This window comes from Lysinibacillus sp. NPDC098008, assembly GCF_044760715.1.
Taxonomy (GTDB): domain Bacteria; phylum Bacillota; class Bacilli; order Bacillales_A; family Planococcaceae; genus Lysinibacillus.
The window spans coordinates 40,283-59,645 of sequence record NZ_JBIWBA010000009.1 but is presented as its reverse complement, the minus strand read 5'-3'; the positions used below and the strand labels follow the sequence as shown (position 1 = coordinate 59,645).

Annotated in this window: 20 protein-coding genes and 1 other annotated feature; of the genes, 18 read left to right on the top strand and 2 right to left on the bottom strand. The window is 37.8% G+C overall.

The window, feature by feature from the left end; genetic code table 11:
* The first annotated feature begins 23 nt into the window (after positions 1–23).
* From ACIQVU_RS10205 to ACIQVU_RS10190, 4 genes are all read left to right on the top strand, one after another.
* On the top strand, positions 24–2,669 hold the full coding sequence (locus ACIQVU_RS10205; RefSeq protein WP_340806735.1) for a valine--tRNA ligase: 2,646 nt from the start codon (positions 24–26) through the stop codon (positions 2,667–2,669).
* Between the two features lie 203 nt (positions 2,670–2,872).
* Complete coding sequence (locus ACIQVU_RS10200; RefSeq protein ID WP_340806734.1) at positions 2,873–3,274, top strand: hypothetical protein; 402 nt, start codon at positions 2,873–2,875, stop codon at positions 3,272–3,274.
* Positions 3,275–3,397: 123 nt separating this feature from the next.
* On the top strand, positions 3,398–4,690 hold the full coding sequence (locus ACIQVU_RS10195; RefSeq protein ID WP_402895323.1) for a bifunctional folylpolyglutamate synthase/dihydrofolate synthase: 1,293 nt from the start codon (positions 3,398–3,400) through the stop codon (positions 4,688–4,690).
* On the top strand, positions 4,687–5,946 hold the full coding sequence (locus ACIQVU_RS10190; RefSeq protein WP_402895320.1) for a bifunctional folylpolyglutamate synthase/dihydrofolate synthase: 1,260 nt from the start codon (positions 4,687–4,689) through the stop codon (positions 5,944–5,946). Before ACIQVU_RS10195 ends, ACIQVU_RS10190 begins: the two co-directional genes overlap by 4 nt.
* A 598-nt stretch (positions 5,947–6,544) precedes the next feature.
* Here ACIQVU_RS10190 and ACIQVU_RS10185 read toward each other — a convergent pair.
* Positions 6,545–7,240 carry a hypothetical protein gene (locus ACIQVU_RS10185; RefSeq protein ID WP_340806730.1) on the bottom strand — a complete coding sequence of 232 codons (696 nt, stop codon included), beginning with the start codon at positions 7,238–7,240 and terminating at the stop codon, positions 6,545–6,547.
* Positions 7,241–7,616: 376 nt separating this feature from the next.
* Here ACIQVU_RS10185 and ACIQVU_RS10180 point away from each other — a divergent pair, with 376 nt between their 5' ends.
* The 14 genes from ACIQVU_RS10180 (at position 7,617) to ACIQVU_RS10115 (ending at position 17,757) form a co-directional block, all read left to right on the top strand.
* Complete coding sequence (locus tag ACIQVU_RS10180) at positions 7,617–8,255, top strand: hypothetical protein (protein ID WP_402895317.1); 639 nt, start codon at positions 7,617–7,619, stop codon at positions 8,253–8,255.
* A gap of 88 nt (positions 8,256–8,343) precedes the next feature.
* A complete protein-coding gene (locus tag ACIQVU_RS10175) occupies positions 8,344–8,937 on the top strand; it encodes a Maf family protein (RefSeq protein WP_402895314.1) in 594 nt (197 codons plus the stop codon).
* 33 nt (positions 8,938–8,970) lie between these two features.
* Positions 8,971–9,642, top strand: coding sequence for a RadC family protein (gene radC, locus ACIQVU_RS10170; protein WP_340808597.1), 672 nt, complete (start codon positions 8,971–8,973; stop codon positions 9,640–9,642).
* A gap of 1,169 nt (positions 9,643–10,811) precedes the next feature.
* On the top strand, positions 10,812–11,831 hold the full coding sequence (locus tag ACIQVU_RS10165; RefSeq protein ID WP_340806724.1) for a rod shape-determining protein: 1,020 nt from the start codon (positions 10,812–10,814) through the stop codon (positions 11,829–11,831).
* A 13-nt stretch (positions 11,832–11,844) separates the two neighbouring features.
* On the top strand, positions 11,845–12,762 hold the full coding sequence (gene mreC / locus ACIQVU_RS10160; protein WP_340806723.1) for a rod shape-determining protein MreC: 918 nt from the start codon (positions 11,845–11,847) through the stop codon (positions 12,760–12,762).
* A complete protein-coding gene (gene mreD, locus ACIQVU_RS10155) occupies positions 12,762–13,286 on the top strand; it encodes a rod shape-determining protein MreD (protein WP_340806722.1) in 525 nt (174 codons plus the stop codon). The genes mreC and mreD overlap by 1 nt, the downstream gene beginning before the upstream one ends.
* Positions 13,287–13,313: 27 nt before the next feature.
* Positions 13,314–13,982, top strand: coding sequence for a septum site-determining protein MinC (gene minC / locus ACIQVU_RS10150; RefSeq protein ID WP_340806721.1), 669 nt, complete (start codon positions 13,314–13,316; stop codon positions 13,980–13,982).
* Between the two features lies 1 nt (position 13,983).
* Positions 13,984–14,781, top strand: a complete 798-nt coding sequence (minD, locus tag ACIQVU_RS10145) for a septum site-determining protein MinD (RefSeq protein ID WP_340806720.1) — start codon at positions 13,984–13,986, stop codon at positions 14,779–14,781.
* An 88-nt stretch (positions 14,782–14,869) separates the two neighbouring features.
* A complete protein-coding gene (locus tag ACIQVU_RS10140) occupies positions 14,870–15,424 on the top strand; it encodes a peptidoglycan DD-metalloendopeptidase family protein (protein ID WP_340806719.1) in 555 nt (184 codons plus the stop codon).
* Positions 15,414–16,025, top strand: a complete 612-nt coding sequence (locus ACIQVU_RS10135) for a zinc metalloprotease (protein WP_340806718.1) — start codon at positions 15,414–15,416, stop codon at positions 16,023–16,025. Before ACIQVU_RS10140 ends, ACIQVU_RS10135 begins: the two co-directional genes overlap by 11 nt.
* A gap of 45 nt (positions 16,026–16,070) precedes the next feature.
* Positions 16,071–16,150, top strand: a sequence feature (ribosomal protein L21 leader region).
* Between the two features lie 14 nt (positions 16,151–16,164).
* Positions 16,165–16,473: a 50S ribosomal protein L21 gene (gene rplU, locus ACIQVU_RS10130; protein ID WP_205444661.1), complete on the top strand. Its 309-nt coding sequence runs from the start codon at positions 16,165–16,167 to the stop codon at positions 16,471–16,473.
* Between the two features lie 16 nt (positions 16,474–16,489).
* The gene (locus tag ACIQVU_RS10125) at positions 16,490–16,828 is read left to right on the top strand and encodes a ribosomal-processing cysteine protease Prp (protein ID WP_340806716.1); all 339 of its coding nucleotides are present in this window, start codon (positions 16,490–16,492) and stop codon (positions 16,826–16,828) included.
* Positions 16,829–16,841: 13 nt separating this feature from the next.
* Complete coding sequence (gene rpmA, locus ACIQVU_RS10120) at positions 16,842–17,141, top strand: 50S ribosomal protein L27 (protein WP_340806715.1); 300 nt, start codon at positions 16,842–16,844, stop codon at positions 17,139–17,141.
* Between the two features lie 76 nt (positions 17,142–17,217).
* Positions 17,218–17,757 carry a DUF4303 domain-containing protein gene (locus ACIQVU_RS10115; RefSeq protein WP_402895306.1) on the top strand — a complete coding sequence of 180 codons (540 nt, stop codon included), beginning with the start codon at positions 17,218–17,220 and terminating at the stop codon, positions 17,755–17,757.
* Positions 17,758–17,807: 50 nt separating this feature from the next.
* Here the strand turns inward: ACIQVU_RS10115 and ACIQVU_RS10110 are convergent, their stop codons facing one another.
* Positions 17,808–19,109 carry an MATE family efflux transporter gene (locus tag ACIQVU_RS10110; RefSeq protein WP_340806712.1) on the bottom strand — a complete coding sequence of 434 codons (1,302 nt, stop codon included), beginning with the start codon at positions 19,107–19,109 and terminating at the stop codon, positions 17,808–17,810.
* Between the last annotated feature and the right edge of the window lie 254 nt (positions 19,110–19,363).

Sequence of the window (19,363 nt, the reverse complement as noted above, 5' to 3'; positions counted from 1 at the left end):
TTCAAACAATAGGAGGAGTCAAGATGACAGAAAACATTTCAATGCCAACGAAGTATGACCCACAGTCCATTGAGGCTGGACGCTATGAATGGTGGCTACAAGGTAAATTTTTTGAGGCACAGCCTGAAAGTGGCAAAAAGCCTTATTCCATCGTTATTCCACCACCAAATGTAACAGGTAAACTACATCTTGGTCATGCTTGGGATACAACCTTACAAGATATCATTATCCGCATGAAGCGTATGCAAGGATACGATGCACTATGGTTACCAGGGATGGACCATGCAGGTATAGCAACACAAGCAAAAGTAGAAGCAAAGCTACGTGAGGATAATATTACACGTTATGATTTAGGACGTGAAAAATTCCTCGAAAAAACATGGGAATGGAAAGAAGAATATGCTGGACATATTCGTGATCAATGGGCAAAGCTTGGTCTTGGCTTAGATTATACACGTGAACGCTTTACCCTTGATAAAGGGCTATCAGATGCTGTTAAAACTGTTTTTGTACAATTATATGAAAAAGGCTTAATTTATCGTGGTGAACGTATTATTAACTGGGATCCTGCGGCGAAAACAGCATTATCTGATATTGAAGTAATTTATCAGGATGTGCAAGGTGCATTTTATCATATGAAATATCCACTAGCTGATGGTTCAGGTCATGTGGAAGTTGCGACAACACGTCCAGAAACAATGCTTGGTGACTCAGGCGTAGCTGTGCACCCAGATGATGAGCGCTACCAACATTTAATTGGCAAAACTGTTATTTTACCAATTGTAGGACGTGAAATTCCAATTGTAGCCGATGACTACGTAGATAAAGATTTTGGTACAGGTGTTGTAAAAATGACACCAGCGCATGATCCAAACGACTTTGAAGTAGGGAATCGTCATAATTTAGAGCGCATTCTTGTGATGAATGAAGATGGCACAATGAATGAGCTAGCTGGTAAATATCAAGGTATGGATCGTTTTGAATGTCGTAAGCAAATCGTAGCTGATTTACAAGAGGCTGGCGTGTTATTTAAAATTGAAGAGCATATGCACTCTGTTGGTCATTCAGAGCGTTCAGGTGCTGTTGTAGAGCCATATTTATCAGCACAATGGTTTGTAAAAATGCAGCCACTTGCAGATGCTTCACTAGAATTACAAAAGAATGAAGCAGGGAAAGTAAACTTTGTACCAGCTCGTTTTGAAAACACATATTCTCGCTGGATGGAAAATATTCGCGACTGGTGTATCTCTCGCCAATTATGGTGGGGCCATCAAATTCCAGCTTGGTATCATAATGAAACAGGTGAAATTTACGTTGGCAAAGAAGCACCAGCAGACAGCGAAAATTGGACACAAGATGAAGATGTACTGGATACATGGTTCTCTTCTGCGCTATGGCCATTTTCTACAATGGGCTGGCCAGATGAAGCAAATGCAGAATACAAACGCTACTACCCGACAAATACGCTCGTAACTGGCTATGATATTATTTTCTTCTGGGTATCGCGTATGATTTTCCAAGGCATTGAATTTACAGGACAACGACCATTTAAAGATGTGTTAATTCACGGTTTAGTACGTGATGGTGAAGGACGTAAAATGAGTAAATCACTTGGCAATGGTGTCGATCCAATGGATGTTATTGAACAATATGGTGCAGACTCATTGCGTTATTTCCTAGCAACAGGCTCTTCTCCAGGTCAAGATTTACGTTATACAACAGAAAAGGTAGAGTCCATATGGAATTTTGCCAATAAGATTTGGAATGCATCACGTTTTGCGCTAATGAATATGGACGGTATGACATATGATGACATTGACCTAACAGGTGAAAAATCAGTCGCTGACAAATGGATTTTAACACGTTTAAACGAAACAATTGAACGCGTAACATCACTTGCAGAGCGTTATGAATTTGGTGAAGTAGGCCGTGAGCTTTACAATTTCATTTGGGATGATTTCTGTTCTTGGTATATTGAAATGGCAAAATTACCGCTATATGGTGAGGATGAAGCAGCGAAAAAGACAACGCGTTCTATTTTAGCTTACGTACTTGATCAAACAATGCGTCTATTACATCCATTTATGCCTTTCATTACAGAAGAAATCTGGCAGCACTTACCACACGATGGTGAATCAATTACAGTAGCTGCATGGCCAACAGTACGCACAGACCTTCATTTTGCTGAAGAAGCAGATAATATGAAGCTTCTAATGGATATTATACGTTCGGTACGTAATATTCGTGCGGAAGTGAATACACCAATGAGCAAAAAAGTACCATTGTTTATTTCAGCAAAAGATGCTACAACAGTGGCAGTGCTTGAAACAAATAAAGCCTATTTAGAAAAATTCTGTAACCCTGAAACATTAACAATTGGTGAGAACTTAGAGGCTCCAGGTCAATCAATGACAGCAGTTGTTACAGGCGCACAAGTTTTCTTACCGCTTGTTGGGCTTATTAACCTAGAGGAAGAAATTGCTCGTCTTGAAAAAGAGCTAGAGAAATGGGCAAAAGAAGTAAAACTTGTAACAGGTAAGCTATCTAATGAGAAATTTGTTGCTAAAGCACCTGAAGCATTAGTAAACGCAGAGCGTGAAAAATTAGCAGATTATGAGAGCAAGCATGCCGTTGTCTTGAAACGCTTAGAGGAACTGAAAAATATGTAAAAAAATCGGTGGATGGCAATAAAGTCATCCATCTTTTTTTATTTTATGCAACGAAAGATATATGTTGTGTTAGGTAAAAGTATATAGTAAAATCAAGGATAATTAGTAGTATAGATGAGTGTCGCTTTATATAAATTAGGAAGCAAAGACTAATGTTTTGTTGGCGAAAATAGTAAATATCCCATTAAATGGAGGTGTTGTAGATGACAGGGAATATTGCAACAATTATTACAAAGGTGAATAGAGCTTGTGACGATCTTGATTTTGTTAGTGCAAGGGTACTAATCGAAACAAATCTTTTAAAATTATCAGAAGCAAAGTATTACCGATTATTGAATACGAGTGGTCGTGTATTGATCAAACATATACTAGCAAGCAATAGCGAGCAAAAAGAAGAAACGAAATTATCACGTACGGATTTATTAACCATTCATAAAATTAATGAATATTGTTCGAACTTTGATATTTCTATGCTTAAAAGAACATTAAAAAATTCCTTTGAATTAGTGCAACGTTCAGATGTATTGCCACTTTTAAATAATGACGCCAAAATTATTTTAGATAATATGGGTGCTTTATTGGGAACGCGCCAGCTAATGAATTAAACAAAAATAGTTAAACACACAGAAAGGTTCACACCTATCTGTGTGTTTTTTCTATTGAAATCGCTGTTATTCAACGTTACTTGTACTAAAATAGAGATATTGCATGAAAAGGAAGTGTTTTTGTTGTTTAATACAATGGATGAATGTACTAAATTTATTTTTTCATTAAAAGCAGTTGACCATAAACGTGCACCGCTTGTCCTTATGCGAGAGGTGCTAGCGCTTTTAGATAACCCTCACAACAAGCTACGCATTATTCATGTAGCTGGCTCTAACGGAAAGGGCTCAACGGTAAACGCATTAAGAGAAATGCTACAACATGCCAATTACAAAGTAGGCGCATTTACATCGCCACATCTAGAACGTGTAAATGAACGGATAACGATTAATGGTAAACCCATTTCAGATCAGCATTTTTTAGCTTATTTTAATAAGCTCGCACAAATCATAGAGCAACACTATAATGGTGATTTTCCAAGCTTTTTTGAGGTTGTTACACTTATTATGTTCCAATACTTTGCAGACGAAGGTATTGATATCGCATTGATTGAAGCAGGACTTGGTGGACGCCTTGATGCAACAAATGTTGTCACACCGCTTCTTGCTATTATTACAACAATTTCACTGGAGCATACAGCGTTTTTAGGAGATACATTTGCAAAGGTCGCTGCTGAAAAAGCTGGCATTATTAAAGAAGGCATTCCTGTTATTGTAGGCGTTCACAATCAGGAAGCATTAGCGGTCATAACAGAAACGGCTATGCAACAGCAGGCTCCATGCTTTGTTTTAGGGCAAGACTTTACAGTGACTACGAGCTTGCAAGGGGTAGATGGTCAGCGCTTTACTTATCAAATGGGCAATAAGTTAATGACGGATATCACATTAAAAATGGCTGGCTCACATCAGATTGATAATGCAAGCCTTGCGATTACAGCAATGCTTACATTGCGTGAAAAGAATGCGATTACGGTTACTGACCAAGCTATTCGCCAAGCATTGCAAGGTGCACAGTGGGCAGGGCGCTTTGAACAATGGCAAGACTATATTGTACTAGATGGTGCACATAATTCAGAGGGAACGACTGCACTTATTCAAACGTTGAAAGAGGTATATCCAAACTATCACTATCACTTTGTCTATGCAGCATTAGCAGATAAAGATCATGCAACTAGCATTGCATTAATGGATGCCGTTGCTGCCTCCATTGCTTTTACACAAATTGGTTTACCAAATGCTATGTCTGCCAAAAGCTTAGCACAGCTGTCGACGAATGCGAAGAAAAGCGATAATGAAAATTGGCAAGCCACGATTAGCATGTTATTACGCAAAAGGCAGCCTACTGACATAATTGTGATTACAGGTTCTCTTTACTTTATCGCTGAAGTTCGTCAGTGGCTACAGGAGGTAAAGCAATGATTCCTAAATTAAATTATTATAAAGAGCATTGGCATGTTCACAGCGATGATGTGATTAAGCCCGGCCTTACAGCAATGAAAGAGGCGCTATCCTTAGTAGGCAATCCAGAGCAGCTAGTGCCAACCGTTCATCTAGCGGGTACAAACGGAAAAGGGTCAACATTAACATTTCTTGAAGCAATTGCAAAGGAGCATGGCTTATGTGTCGGTAAATTTATGTCACCGTGCATTGTCGATGTGCATGACCAAATTCAAGTAGATGGGCAAGCGATTTCACAGGCTGCGATGGATAAGGTTTTTCAGCAAATGCAACGCGCTGGTCTTAGTGGAAAGCTCACAGATTTTGAGCTATTAACAGTTGCGGCATTTCTACACTTTAGCAATAGTAATGTTGATATTGCTCTTATTGAAGCGGGGATGGGAGGCTTATTGGATAGCACCAATGTTGTGACACCAATTGTTTCCATTATTCCAAGCATTGCTTTAGAGCATACACAGTTTTTAGGGGATACGCTTGCAAGTATAGCGCATCATAAAGCAGGTATTATTAAAGAACAACGACCAGTTATAATTGGGGAATTGCCAGAAGAGGCAAAGCGTGTTGTTGAACAAGAAGCCATACAAAAAAAGGCAGCTATTTTTGAGCTAGGATATCACTTTTCTGTCGTGCAAACGAGTAATGGGGAATGCTATCGGAATAATAAGCATTTCTACGAAATTTCCAACCTTCAACGTACAATGAAGGGGACACATCAGGCAAATAATATGGCATTGGCAATTACAGCATTTTTAGAAGTGGCAGCTACTTTAAATATAGCACCGAGCTCAGCAGCTATTCGACAAGCTATTAAAAATGCCGCTATTTTAGGACGCTTTGAAGAAATTATACCCTTTATTATTGTAGATGGTGCGCATAATCCAGCGAGTGTAGCGAAATTAGTGGAAACAATTCAGCATGAGTTTCCAAATGAAGCCATAACCTTTGTTGTTGGTATACTTGCAGATAAAGATGTCCAACAAATTTTAAGATTGTTGGAGCAGGTTAGCGACCATTTTTATTTCGTTGATTTTGACAATTCTCGCGCAATGGCTGCCGAACAATTGATGGCACTTTCCAATGCGACAAAGAAAGCAGTTTTGCTAGACTATGTTTCCTTTTTACAGCAGCAATCTACCAACAAAGAGCACACAATTGTAGCAGGCTCATTGTATTTATTAACAGCGGTGCGTAATCGTTTATTGATTGAGGATGCTTAAGAGTAGTTTACAAGCAAAAACACAGCGCCTATTGTGAGTAGAGGCTGTGTTTTTTTTGCGAAAATTTGGGGTTGAATATTGTCAATAATGGTTTTAAAGTCTAGTTCGATGCCTATTGATCCAATGCATCTAAATCTGTATATGTCTTTGGCTATGCCGCTTCTTTTGGCTGTGCATAATCTGAAGTGTTGCTATTATGGCTTGAAGATGTTTATGATGAGTACTAAATATTTTATTCTTATAGATTAATACCTATCATCTTGTTTAAAAAATTTTTTTGAGATGAAGATACTAATAAATGCAGAAAAAACTATAACGGGAGCCATAAATAGTAGTTTATATTGATTCCAAGGTGTTGTGATAGCGATAATGATAGATATTATAAGAACAATAAAAGTAGCCAATAATTGCTGTTTTACATTTAATTTTAGCAATACACATAATCCTCCCAATCCTATAGCGATGTTGGTTAAAGAAATTCGATAAAGAGAATATCTAACCCTTTCTTAAGCAGTAAAAGATTAATATAAAGTACCATTTGGATATATAGAGAAAAAGTAGCGACTCGATTTGAGAGCTACTTTTTTGTTTTATTCTTTTAATATGAAACTATACCTATATCTAATACCGCATCCTCTGATATCCAACTTGCACTTTGTGAAGTTCTTGTACTCTGTTTACCATTTGTTGTGTTATAGTAATAGACAACATACTTCTCTTGGTTGTGTTTAAAAGTTTCCTTTTGTTTAACCACAACATAATAAGAATATTGTGTACGTGTAGAATCATAATACCCATTTAAAGAAGCTGTTAGTAGTGGATTGACAACCCCCACACCTAAAGAAGCCAATAATACACCTACTGCAACAATAGGCGCCCCCCATACCATAGTAATTGCAGCAGCAACTACAGAAATAGCAGCATCTTTTTTAAAGTCAAACATAAATTTTTTAATTTGATCTACTTTACTTTTTCCATATAAAGTACCACATTGATTTAATGTCCAATTACACTTTGATGCAATAAATGCATAAGGTCTAGGGAGAGTAGTATTATAAAGTGAGATTTCCCCTGATTCTACGGTAATAAAATCATTAACGTTATATGTTTCTTCAACATCGCTTTCAATATATACAATTTCTTCAGATTCAGATTCTTTAACATCGAATAATTGGTTGTAAATAATCTCATCTTTAGTTGTATTTCCAGACCCATCTATAAAAGTTTCAATATACCCATCACTTATAGTTTCAGAAGCTGGTATCTCTTCGGTCTGAGATTGTATAGGTTGCAATCATACTGATACTAATAAAAAGCTGGTTAAAAAATAGTGAAAATTTTACGACTCATAAAAATCACTACTTCTTTCTATTTATTTTGCTAGATTTCATTTTTTGGATGTTGGTTTTCATTTATTTGCGTATAGTATTTCTTAAAAAAAACGAACGATGTAAAAATAATTAAGTAAGGGTAGAATTATTGCCATAGGTTACAGCAATAAGTTTGTTTCTCAACTAGTAAAATTTGTCCCTATATTAAAAAGCTATCCAGTAGCAGGATAGTATCGTTTTCAATAACACCTCCGCATGTACACTTCTTATTTTACATATACTGATACCATATGAAGGTCATAATGGTATAGCTATGTGGAAGGATGAGGTGATAAATAAATGAAAATTGTTAGTCGTGTCATGAAAAAACAAATCGTGCGAGCAATCATTATTGGCGGAGTTGTTGGTTTATTAGGTGTAGCTATCTTTTTAGGGGTGCTCCAAGCAAGTACACAGATACCTTTACCAAAAAATAATGGTGGAGTGGCAAAGAATGAATCGCAAGCAGAAACGATTCCAACAGCAGGGGAGAATACCTCAAATGCATCAATGTTTTTTGCCAGCCAAGCGGGCGTCTATTCCAATTATGAAAGTGCCAGTGCATTTATTGCTGAATATCCTTCTTTAAAAGAAAGTGCGATTATTCAGGCTGAGGGTAAATACTATGTCTGGACAAGTATTGTGACAGAAGAAAGTCAGCTTGAATTTTTACAGGACCCTGCAACCTTTAAAAAGGCATTTCGTGTCAGTGGTGAAAGCTGTAAGGAGCCTACACTTGCAGAAATTCCTGCTGCCTTAGAAGATAAAGACGGTAAAAAATTAAATTTTAAGGAAGATGCGAAAGATTCAACATTGCCTGAGGATTGGCAAACAATCAGCAAGGCAGCTTCAACGATTTCCGATGATATCAATATTATTCGCTTACATGTTTTTGCTCATTATCAATCGAAAAATACTTGTCTTCAAGTGACATTTTAAGCTGAAATCAATATTATCTTGATTTTTTGAAAATTTTCAAATTATCCATTCTTCGGTATGATAGAAAATAAGGAGGAATGGTTAGATAATGTTACAAACAAATCATCAGCTTGTGCTTGCTTCTGCATCACCAAGACGAAGGGAATTGCTGGACTTGCTAGCACTACCATTTACAGTGATAACAAGTGAAGTAGAAGAAACAAGTGTACAAGCGACAACAATGCAGTCGTATGTAAAAGGAGTAGCTCTGTTAAAGGCACGAGATGTGGCTAAAAAAGCAGCCGATGCCACAATTATTGGTGCTGATACAATCGTTGTTGCTAACGATGAGCTACTACATAAACCAAGGTCCCGTGAGGAGGCTATTGCCCATTTATTACGCCTATCAGGCAATAAGCATGTCGTGATGACAGCCGTGGCGATTATTGAGCCTGATGGCAAAGAAACCGTTTTTGTGGAGGAAACAACGGTTGTCTTTTATGAGCTATCACAGGAGCTAATTGAAGCCTACGTAGACTCAGGTGATCCATTTGATAAAGCAGGTGGATATGGTATCCAAACAATGGGAACACTGTTAGTCAAACGAATTGAAGGAGATTACAACAATGTTGTAGGTTTACCACTTGCAGCGTTGTTTTCGCAATTGGTAGACCTACAAATTGTCCAATTTGCGAAGGAGTGAGCATGTTTGTCAAATAATGTTTTGCCAACCTTAATGATACGCGATGTTCATATGGAAGACCGCCCTCGTGAGCGGCTATTACGACAAGGGGCAAAAAGCTTATCAAATCAAGAGCTGCTTGCTATTTTATTACGGACAGGCACAAAGGAAGAATCTGTGCTTATGCTTGCGAATAGAGTGTTAAATGTTTTTGAACGCCTTCATTATTTAAAGCATGCAACGATTGAAGAAATGATGGCGATTAAAGGCATTGGCGAGGTGAAGGCCATTCAATTATTAGCTGCCATTGAGCTTGGCAGGCGACTGGCTCAAAAAAATAATGATGAAAAGTTTACAATACGCTCTCCAGAAGATGCTGCTGCGTATTTAATGCCTGATATGACCTCGCTGAATCAGGAACATTTCGTAGTTCTATTTTTAAATATTAAAAATCAGGTCATTCATAAGCAGACCATTTTTATTGGCTCGCTTAATGCCTCAATCGTTCACCCAAGGGAGGTATTTCGTGAGGCTGTTAAAAGGTCTGCGGCTTCGATTATTTGTGCTCATAATCATCCTAGCGGCGTACCAACACCGAGCACAGAGGATATTGAAGTGACCCAACGTATCGTAGAAGCAGGTTATATTATCGGCATTGAAGTTATTGATCATATTATTATTGGCGATCATCAATTTGTAAGTCTTAAGGAAAAAGGGTATTTTTAAGAGGCTGGGACAAAAAAAATGTTAGACCATTTACAAGTTTGGTCTAACATTTTTTTGCGTTATTAGAACACATATACTTTAATAAATCACAAAAATAACATTCGTTTTTTGATTTTTCTCAATAAAATGAGTTATGTCCCAGCCCCTTTCAGATTGTAGACAAAAGGAATCGAGAAGTTCACGCTCGATTCCTTTTGTCATTTTTTCTTCTATAATGTTTATTTTTAATATATACATGCTTGTGGAAAAATTTCTTTGTGTAGCACCAATAAATAAATGGTCTGCATGGAGAAGTTCATGATGCATCATTTCTTTTGTGATGAATAGAGATTTCCTACTAAATGGTTAGATGAAAAATCAATAGCAGCCTTTAATTTTCATACTAAATGGTCTTGGGAAAAATCGTTAGCATTTCTACTTGTTCACGTTCATGAATTTGATGCTTTGTCATCAGGGGTGATCACCTCAAAAATTTACTTTTTATCAACATATGTATAAGGCGTTCTTTATGTAGAAGTTGATTGGAACGAAGGGCGGCGACTCCTGCGGGAATAGCTTGACCCCGCCCGCGGAAAGCGTCCGCCCGTAGTGGAAATCAGCGGCTTTCCTTGATTTCATTGTAAAAGAAAAATGACTGTAGGCAAACCCAAAATTCATTGAGTTTGTCTACAGTCTGTAAGCTCTGCATATAATTTGCAGAGCTTTTTCTTTATGATTAGTGAACCTTTTTTTTTTATAAAACGTTAATGTATTCAGGAAAACTCTATTATCTTCACAGAAATTGGTAGTCTATTATGCATTGTCTTATAAGAATAAAAATTATATGCTAATCTATACGTACTATATTTAATTTAAGAGGGAATTAAAATAGTATCTTTTCTGCGAGATAAGGCATGTGGCACTACAAATTCTTGCACTTTTCCGTTATAATGAAGGGTATCAATTTTATCTTTATTCAGGAAAGACCCCCATCACAATTGTGGTGAGGTAAATAGGCGTGTAGTTTTTTCCAGGTATTAGACACCTACTGATGAAGATAGATGCTTTGGCGGGTGTTATGGATATTGAGAGGAGTCAATTGTGTGATGCACAATTCAATGTTCTATACATATCGCGAAGGAAATGAATATGAATGAAAGTATGGCTTAAATAGAAAGGGAGTACACAATTTGTTTGGATTAGGAAGCAAAGATGTCGGGATTGACCTCGGCACAGCGAATACATTAGTGTTTATTAAAGGAAAAGGAATCGTTTTACGCGAACCTTCAGTAGTAGCAAAAAATACAAAAACAGGAGATATCGTTGCCGTTGGTAATGATGCTAAAAATATGATTGGGCGTACACCTGGTTCAATCGTAGCCATTCGTCCAATGAAGGATGGTGTTATTGCTGATTTTGATATTACAACTGCTATGATTGAGTATTATTTAAAAGAAGCTTCTAAAAACTCAGGAAGTAACTGGAAAAAACCGAATGTCATGATTTGTGTGCCTTATGGCATTACTTCAGTTGAGCAGCGTGCGGTCATTGATGCTGCACGACAAGCAGGTGCAAAAGAGGCATTCACAATCGAAGAGCCATTTGCTGCAGCAATCGGTTCGAACCTACCAGTATGGGACCCAACAGGTTCTATGGTTGTTGATATTGGTGGAGGTACAACAGAGGTTGCCGTTATTTCGCTAGGCGGTATTGTAACAAGTGAATCTGTGCGTGTTGGTGGGGATGCAATGGATCAGTCTATCATTTCCTATATTCGTAAAACGTATAATTTAACAATTGGTGAACGTACAGCAGAGGCTGTAAAAATGGAAATTGGTACAGCCTTGGCTGAAGGCTCAGAGGAAAAAATGGAGATTAGAGGTCGTGATTTGTTAACAGGCTTACCAAAAACAATCGAGATTTCCTCTCAAGAAATTTCTGAGTCTTTGCGTGAAGCGGTTGCTGCTATTATTGATGGCGTTCGCAAAACATTAGAGCAAACACCTCCTGAATTATCTGCTGACGTTATGGAGCGCGGTATTGTATTAACAGGTGGTGGTGCATTATTAACAAACTTGGACAAAGTGATTAGCCAAGAAACAAATATGCCTGTATTTATCGCAGAAGACCCTTTAGACTGTGTAGCAATTGGTACAGGTAAGGCATTGGATAATATCGACTTAATTCGTCAACAACAAGTGAAAGGGTAAGGAGGTTTAGGCAATGCCACACTTTTTCTTCAATAAGAAAGTAATTTTGCTGCTCGTAGGCATGGTTTTTCTTGTGGCATTGATTAGCTTCTCATTACGTGATCGGACGAATGCAACTTTACCAGAGCAAATTATTAAAGATACTGTCGGCGTCGCACAATCACTTGTAGCGAAGCCGGCGAATTATATTAATGGTATCTTTAATAATATTGACTCCCTCTTAAACACGTACGAAGAAAATAAACGTTTAAAAGCACGCTTAGAAGATTTTGCGGTTGTGCAAGCTGAAGCTACGGATTTAAAATCAGAGAATACAAAGCTTCGAGAGCTTTTGAATAAATCAGAAAGCTTAAAGGCATTTAATCCAATTCATGCAACAGTAATTGCTAGAAATCCCGACCAATGGGAAGAGAAAATTATTCTAGATAAAGGGTCTTCTCATGGTGTCGAAAAAAATATGGCAGTTATGACGGCGAAAGGGTTAGTTGGTAAAATTATACTGGTGACACCTTTCACATCTGAAGTAGAGCTTTTATATACAAATAATCCAAACTATCGTGTATCTGCGATGGTGTTAGGAGAAAAAGAAGCATACGGTTTAATCGAGGGCTTTGATGAAGAACGTAATGAACTCATTATGAAGCGAATCGATTCTAGCTTGACGGTTAAGGAAGGCGAGCAGGTAGTTTCTTCAGGTCTTGGTGGCATATTCCCAAAAGGTGTGCCAATTGGAGAAATTACGGAAGTAAGTACAGATGATTTTGGTTTAACAAAAATGGCTTATGTCAAACCATCTGCTGATTTTTCAATTTTAGAGCATGTTGTGATTGCTAAACGTACATCAACGGTTGTGGATGGCTCAGATGGCAATGCGACAAATGAAGATTTATCGAATCCGCAAAAAAAGGCAAGTGAAGAGGAGGCGGAGTGATGGTTCGATTTCTCATCCCCTCTGTAGCGGTTCTATTATTTTTACTTGAACCAGAATTTGCAATGCTATCCCCGATTGAAATGAAGGGGGATATCTACTATCTAGTACCACGTTTTTTAATCTTATATTTAATCTTTATCTCCATCTATTACAGCCGTCAACGAGCGGTAATGTATGGACTTTTTTTTGGTGTCTTGTATGATGTCTTTTACATTGATATTATTGGATTATATTCTGTACTTTATCCACTTATTTGTTTTTTAGCAGGGTCTATCGTGAAAGTGATCCATCAGCACTTAGTTGTCACAACAACGATTTCAGTTATTTTAGTAGCAATTTTAGAATTTATACTCTATCAATTCTTCTACCTAATTGATTTTACAGCAATTCCATTAGCAGATTTCTTACGTTCACGACTACTGCCAACAATCATTGCGAATGCCTTATTTTTAATGATTCTTGGTTGGGCCTTCAAGTATCTGATTAATGCGCGTGTCTTACAGAGAGCACGTGAAGTTTCTTAACAAAGAACAACGTGAGGTGAGGCATTCATGAAAAAACAGCTAGTTCATATGAAGGGAACAAAAGATGGCTTTGTACTACGTCTAGACGACCAATGTGCATATAGTGATTTAGTGGAAGAATTAAAGAAAAAGGTGCTAGAGGGCGGTATTGATGGCAAAGTGGATGTACAATTATATTTAGGCTATCGATACTGTACTGAAAAACAAATGAATGAGCTTATTCAGATTGTGCAGGAAACGGAGCAGCTTATTGTATCAAAGGTGCAAAGTGAGGTACTGACTGTCCATGAAAGCAACCAGAAAATGATTGAAAGTCAGCAAGATACATATATAGGTGTGGTCAGATCAGGACAAATTCTCCGTTCGTCAGGGGACATTATCATTGTTGGCAATGTTAATCCAAATGGTCGTGTAGAGGCTGGAGGGAATGTCTATGTTCTTGGGAAACTAAAAGGGATTGCACATGCGGGTGCACAAGGCAATAAGGAGGCAATTATTGCTGCATCACGCTTTGAGGCTACACATATTATGATTGCTGACCAAGTGCAGGCAATGTCAGATGAGCATGTTCAAGCAATGCATCAATCAGAAATGACTTGCGCCTTTATTGGCTACGATGGACGCATTACGTACGATCAAATTCACGCCTTAAAAAATATTCGACCATTGTTAAATGTGTCTAAGGGAGGAAGCTAGTGTGGGAGAAGCGATCGTCATAACTTCAGGTAAGGGCGGTGTCGGAAAAACAACGACAGCGGCTAACCTTGGGACTGCATTGGCTCTACAAGGTAAAAAAGTATGTTTAATTGATACAGATATTGGCCTACGTAATTTAGATGTAATTTTAGGCTTAGAAAATCGTATTATTTATGACCTCGTTGATGTTGTGGAGGGGCGTTGTAAAATTCATCAAGCTTTAATAAAGGATAAGCGCGTAGATGAGAAACTATTTTTATTACCTGCTGCTCAAACAACAGATAAAAATGCTGTTAGCCCTGAGCAAATGAAGAGCTTAATAGAGGAATTAAAAAGGGACTATGATTATGTGTTAATTGACTGTCCTGCTGGTATTGAGCAAGGCTATCGTAATGCCGTTGCTGGTGCAGATCATGCCATTGTTGTGACAACACCTGAAATTTCGGCTGTGCGTGATGCAGATCGTATTATTGGTTTGCTGGAGCAGGAGGATATGACGCCACCAAAGCTTATTATTAATCGCATACGACAGCATATGATGAAAAATGGCGATACATTAGATGTCAATGAAATTACAACGCATTTGTCGATTGATTTATTAGGAATTATTGTAGACAATGAAGATGTTATTGCATCGTCCAATAAAGGGGAGCCAGTTGTGATGAACCCTTCCAATAAGGCATCCTTAGGCTACCGCAATATTGCGCGTCGTATTCTTGGTGAGTCTGTGCCATTAATGGCGATTCAAGACGAGCAAAAAGGGATGTTTTCCAAACTTAAAGCACTGTTTTCAAGATAATCTAAAACCTTTTCGTGCATTTGTGCGAGAAGGTTTTTTGCATGTTTGGACATGCAATCTCATATAGTGTGGAAAAAAGGATGAGGGCTTGTTTAAAAAATGGAAATGGTTTGTTACGATCCTGCTAGTGGCTGCAATTATGCTTGTGATTCGGTTAGAAGACCAAGGTGTTGTGGATACACCTGTCCGCAAACTTGTGACCACTTCAGCAGATTTAACGTATTTAAGTGAGCTTGGACAAAGCTGGCTTGATCAAGAAAAAGAAACAATTATGGTATCGAGTGATGTAGGACAAACAGAGCTTTTAACCTTTGCTAATGCAAAAGCTTTTAAAGAAGGATTTTTATTGCAGTATGATGTTGGCTTACCAGTGTATGCTGGGCAAAATGGCTTGGTTGTTTTTACAGGTCATACGAAATATACAGGTAAAACAATGATTATTAACTATGAAGATGGCACAAAGGTATCGTATGGTATGTTGGATAGTTTAGCACAGCTACCATATACAGCTATTCAGGCAAATGATTTAATTGGCATGAAAGAAGCGGGGCAACTTTATTTATCGATTGAAAAGGGAGATACGCATTACGATTTAGAGCAAATGGTACAATGGCTTGAAATGACGGACACAAATGAAAATTAAATTACATCTTCTCTGTATCCCTCTCGTATTTATCATGATTTTTAGCGGACAATTCGCTTATTATGCGATTATTTTATTGTCACTTTTATGGCATGAGGCAGGTCATTTACTAGCAGCAATGCTCTGCAAGGTCAAGGTGAAATCATGTGTAATTACACCATACGGAGGAGAGATTCAATTTGAAAATCCGGCGGTTGTGCCAGCATCGTCACTCCTATGGATTGCATTAGGAGGGCCAATCGCAACGATTATTGGGGTTGGCCTCGCTTTTTTTATGCCTGAGCTGCTTGCTACACGGTTGATTAGTGTGCAACTTGTATTACTAACTGTTAATATTGTGCCGATTATCCCGTTGGATGGTGGTAGGATATTTTTAGCATGGCTATTTTTACATTATCCAAGTGCCGTTGTTGTGGAAGGCTATTATTGGTTGTCCTTTATCTTAGCAACAACACTATTTTTTGTGACATTATGCTTGCTACCACAAGCTATTTTTTTAGCCATTATTATGTTATTTATTTGGCTGCAAGCATTGAAAGAATGGCATTATCGAAAATATCGTTTAGCCTTTGAAAAATATGTGATGAATCGATTGACTTGAAAAAAATCGTATGATAATATTGTAATGTTATTGTTTGTAGCACCTGTGCTACTACAACCGCTCTGGAAAGGTTTAAGCATCTTTTAGAAGATCACCTTTACAAACAGGCGAGTCTGAGTCTATGAGGAGGTGCAGTAAAATGTACGCAATTATTGAAACTGGTGGTAAACAAGTCAAAGTAGAAGCTGGTCAAGAAATCTATGTTGAAAAATTAGGTGTAGAAGCTGACGAAGTTGTTACTTTTGATAAAGTATTATTCGTAGGTGGCGAAAACGTGAAAGTTGGCGCTCCATTCGTAGAAGGCGCTACTGTAACAGCGAAAGTTGTGAAAGAAGGCCGTGCGAAAAAAATCGTTGTTTTCAAAATGAAAGCTAAAAAGAACTACCGTCGTAAACAAGGTCACCGTCAACCTTACACAAAATTAGTTGTTGAAGCAATCAACGCTTAATTGTGAGGTGAACAATATGATTACTGTTACAATTCATAGTGATGAAAACAGAAAGTCATATGGCTTTGAAATTTCAGGTCATGCTTACTCAGATGAATATGGTCGTGATTTAGTATGTGCAGGTGCATCTGCTATTGCTTTTGGCACGGTAAATGCAATTGGTCATATTTTACAATTACAACCAACAATTGAGCAGGGCGAGCAAGGTGGCTTTTTATCTTGTATCGTTTCAAAAGATATAGATGCTGAAACAGACGCAAAATTACAAGTTATTCTTCAAACAATGGTGACACAGTATTATACTATGGTCGCAAGTTATGGAGAATTTATCGAACTAAAGTATAAAATGCTGTAGGAGGTGGAACACGATGAAATTATTATTAGCATTAGACCTTCAATTTTTCGCATCGAAAAAAGGGGTAGGTTCTACTAAAAACGGACGTGACTCTGAGTCTAAACGTCTTGGCGCTAAACGTGCTGATGGCCAATTCGTAACTGGTGGTTCAATTCTTTACCGTCAACGCGGTACAAAAATTTACCCAGGTACAAATGTAGGTCGTGGTGGTGACGATACACTATTTGCTAAAGTTGATGGCGTTGTTAAATTCGAACGTTTAGGTCGCGATCGCAAACAAGTATCTGTATACCCAGCAACACAAGAAGCTTAATGTTGAAAGGACTGCTATTGAGGCGGTCCTTTTTTTGCTTATAGAGGCATGATACTAGGTAGAAGGGTGAGAGCATATGCAAAAGGCACAGGCTTCATTTGATTATATAAAATTGGAAGCTGCTATTGTACTTGAGATGGAACAAGCATTGCAAACATATAGAGCTATGTATGATGATTTGTACATTGTCGCATTGGATTGTAGCAGCGATTTGTGGTCAATTGGTTTAATGGCAAATACAAAGACTTATTTGGCAGAACAAGCCGATAAGGATGCAGAAGATTATTGGTACTATAAATATTGTGAAGAAGAATGGTGCATTTTTGCAACGTTTGACAAACTGTCAGCGGAGATGCATCAGTATATGAAAAAGCTTCATGACACGACCGATGATACAGAGCATTTTGAGCAGCACCGGGCTGCCATTATTGCTACCTGTAAAAAAGCGCTTTGTCAGCTTATTGCATCGCCTTTTTATCAGGCATATACAGATATTTTATTAACCTTTAATGTAAGGGAATATTTAGAGCAAGAAGAGCGAATTGCTATATTTGAGCGATTAAATGGAGCAGTAAGGGCACAGGAGTATGCGGAACATATTGAAGAATTCGTATAAAATAAAGCAGCATTCAGTGTGTGATAGCTACAACATACTGAATGCTTATGTTAGACAAAAAGCTTTGCTAGTCGAGGCTGATAGATGGCTAAAAAGAGGCTTCTTCCTATTGTAAATACAATAAATGCAAACCATAGCCCATGATTTCCCCACAGCGGCAGAAAAATTGCCAATGTTAACACATAGCTTATTAATGCCCAAATATGCGAATTACGAATGGGGGCAATCATCATTGCACCTGAGAAAATACCACTTAGCATTAATGCCCAAAAGCCAACAAGTGGGAATAGCACAAGCCACATTTGATATTGCAATGTTAGCTGATAGATGGCTTCAATATTTGTAAAGCTTGCTAAAATAGTAGGCCCTAAGAAATAAAAGAGAGTGGATAGCCCAATTGCAAGTCCAGATGACCACCAGAATGAAATACGAATCGTTTGATTGTAGAGCTGTTTATTGTTACTGCCCACTGCATTGCCAATATAGATACTGGATGCATTGGCAAGCCCATCAAAAAAGTAAGCAAAAACAAAATGAAGCTGAAATAAAATTGTATTAGCTGCTAAAATATCCACACTGATGGATGCACCAATGGATGTAAAAAGTGTGAAGGCAGTTAATAGACAGGCTGTACGAATGAAAAAGTCACTATTGATACGAAACATCATTTGCATAACCTGTTTGTTCAACAGCTCAGCTCGTAGTTTTTGCCAGCCTGCAAGAAGCTGGCGTGATTTTAAAAGATAAAGCCCAATCAATGGTGCTGTAATCTCCGCAATAACGGTAGCGAAAGCTACTCCCCGTATCTCCATATGGAAGATCATCACGAAGACAACACATAAAATAATATTTAAAATATTCATATACAACTGCAGAAATAGTGTTGTTCTTACCTGCTTTGCGCCAATAAGCCAGCCAACAATAACATACATAGCTAACGCAAACGGCGCTCCCCATATACGAATTGAAAAATATTGTTGCGCATATAGCCAAACAGTGGCATCTGCCTTCATAACAATAGCTGCAACGATTAATATCACTTGCTGTAAAATAATAAATACTAAGCCCATCGCGATGGCGAGTAGTAATGGTCGCCAAAAGGCTAGCTTTTGTTCATGTATATTGTCTTGCCCAAAAGCTTGTGCCACCATTCCGGTTGTACTAACACGTAAAAAGCCAAACAACCAATACAGTGTATTAAAAATTGTTACACCAATTGCAACACCGCCAATCAAAGAGGCATTAGATAAATGACCAATGACCATCGTATCAACAACCCCTAATATAGGCGTTGTAATCGTTGAAAGTATTAACGGAATAGCGATTAAAATATAGGTTTTCCAAGTAATCATGATTATCAAAATGTCCTTTATTATAAGTATGTATACAGAAAAAGAGATAACAGTGTGTAAAGGCTTTTGTGCATAGACGCTTCTTGCTGCACGATTTGCCCTTATAGTAAGGAACAGTAGTCATATGTACTTCTTCTTGGGCAACTTCCTGAGTGATATACGATAGTAGCGTTTCTCTTTGACTTATATAAATGAATATCAAATTTGGTAACATACTATCATAAGGGATAAGGAACTGTCGATATATGAATAAG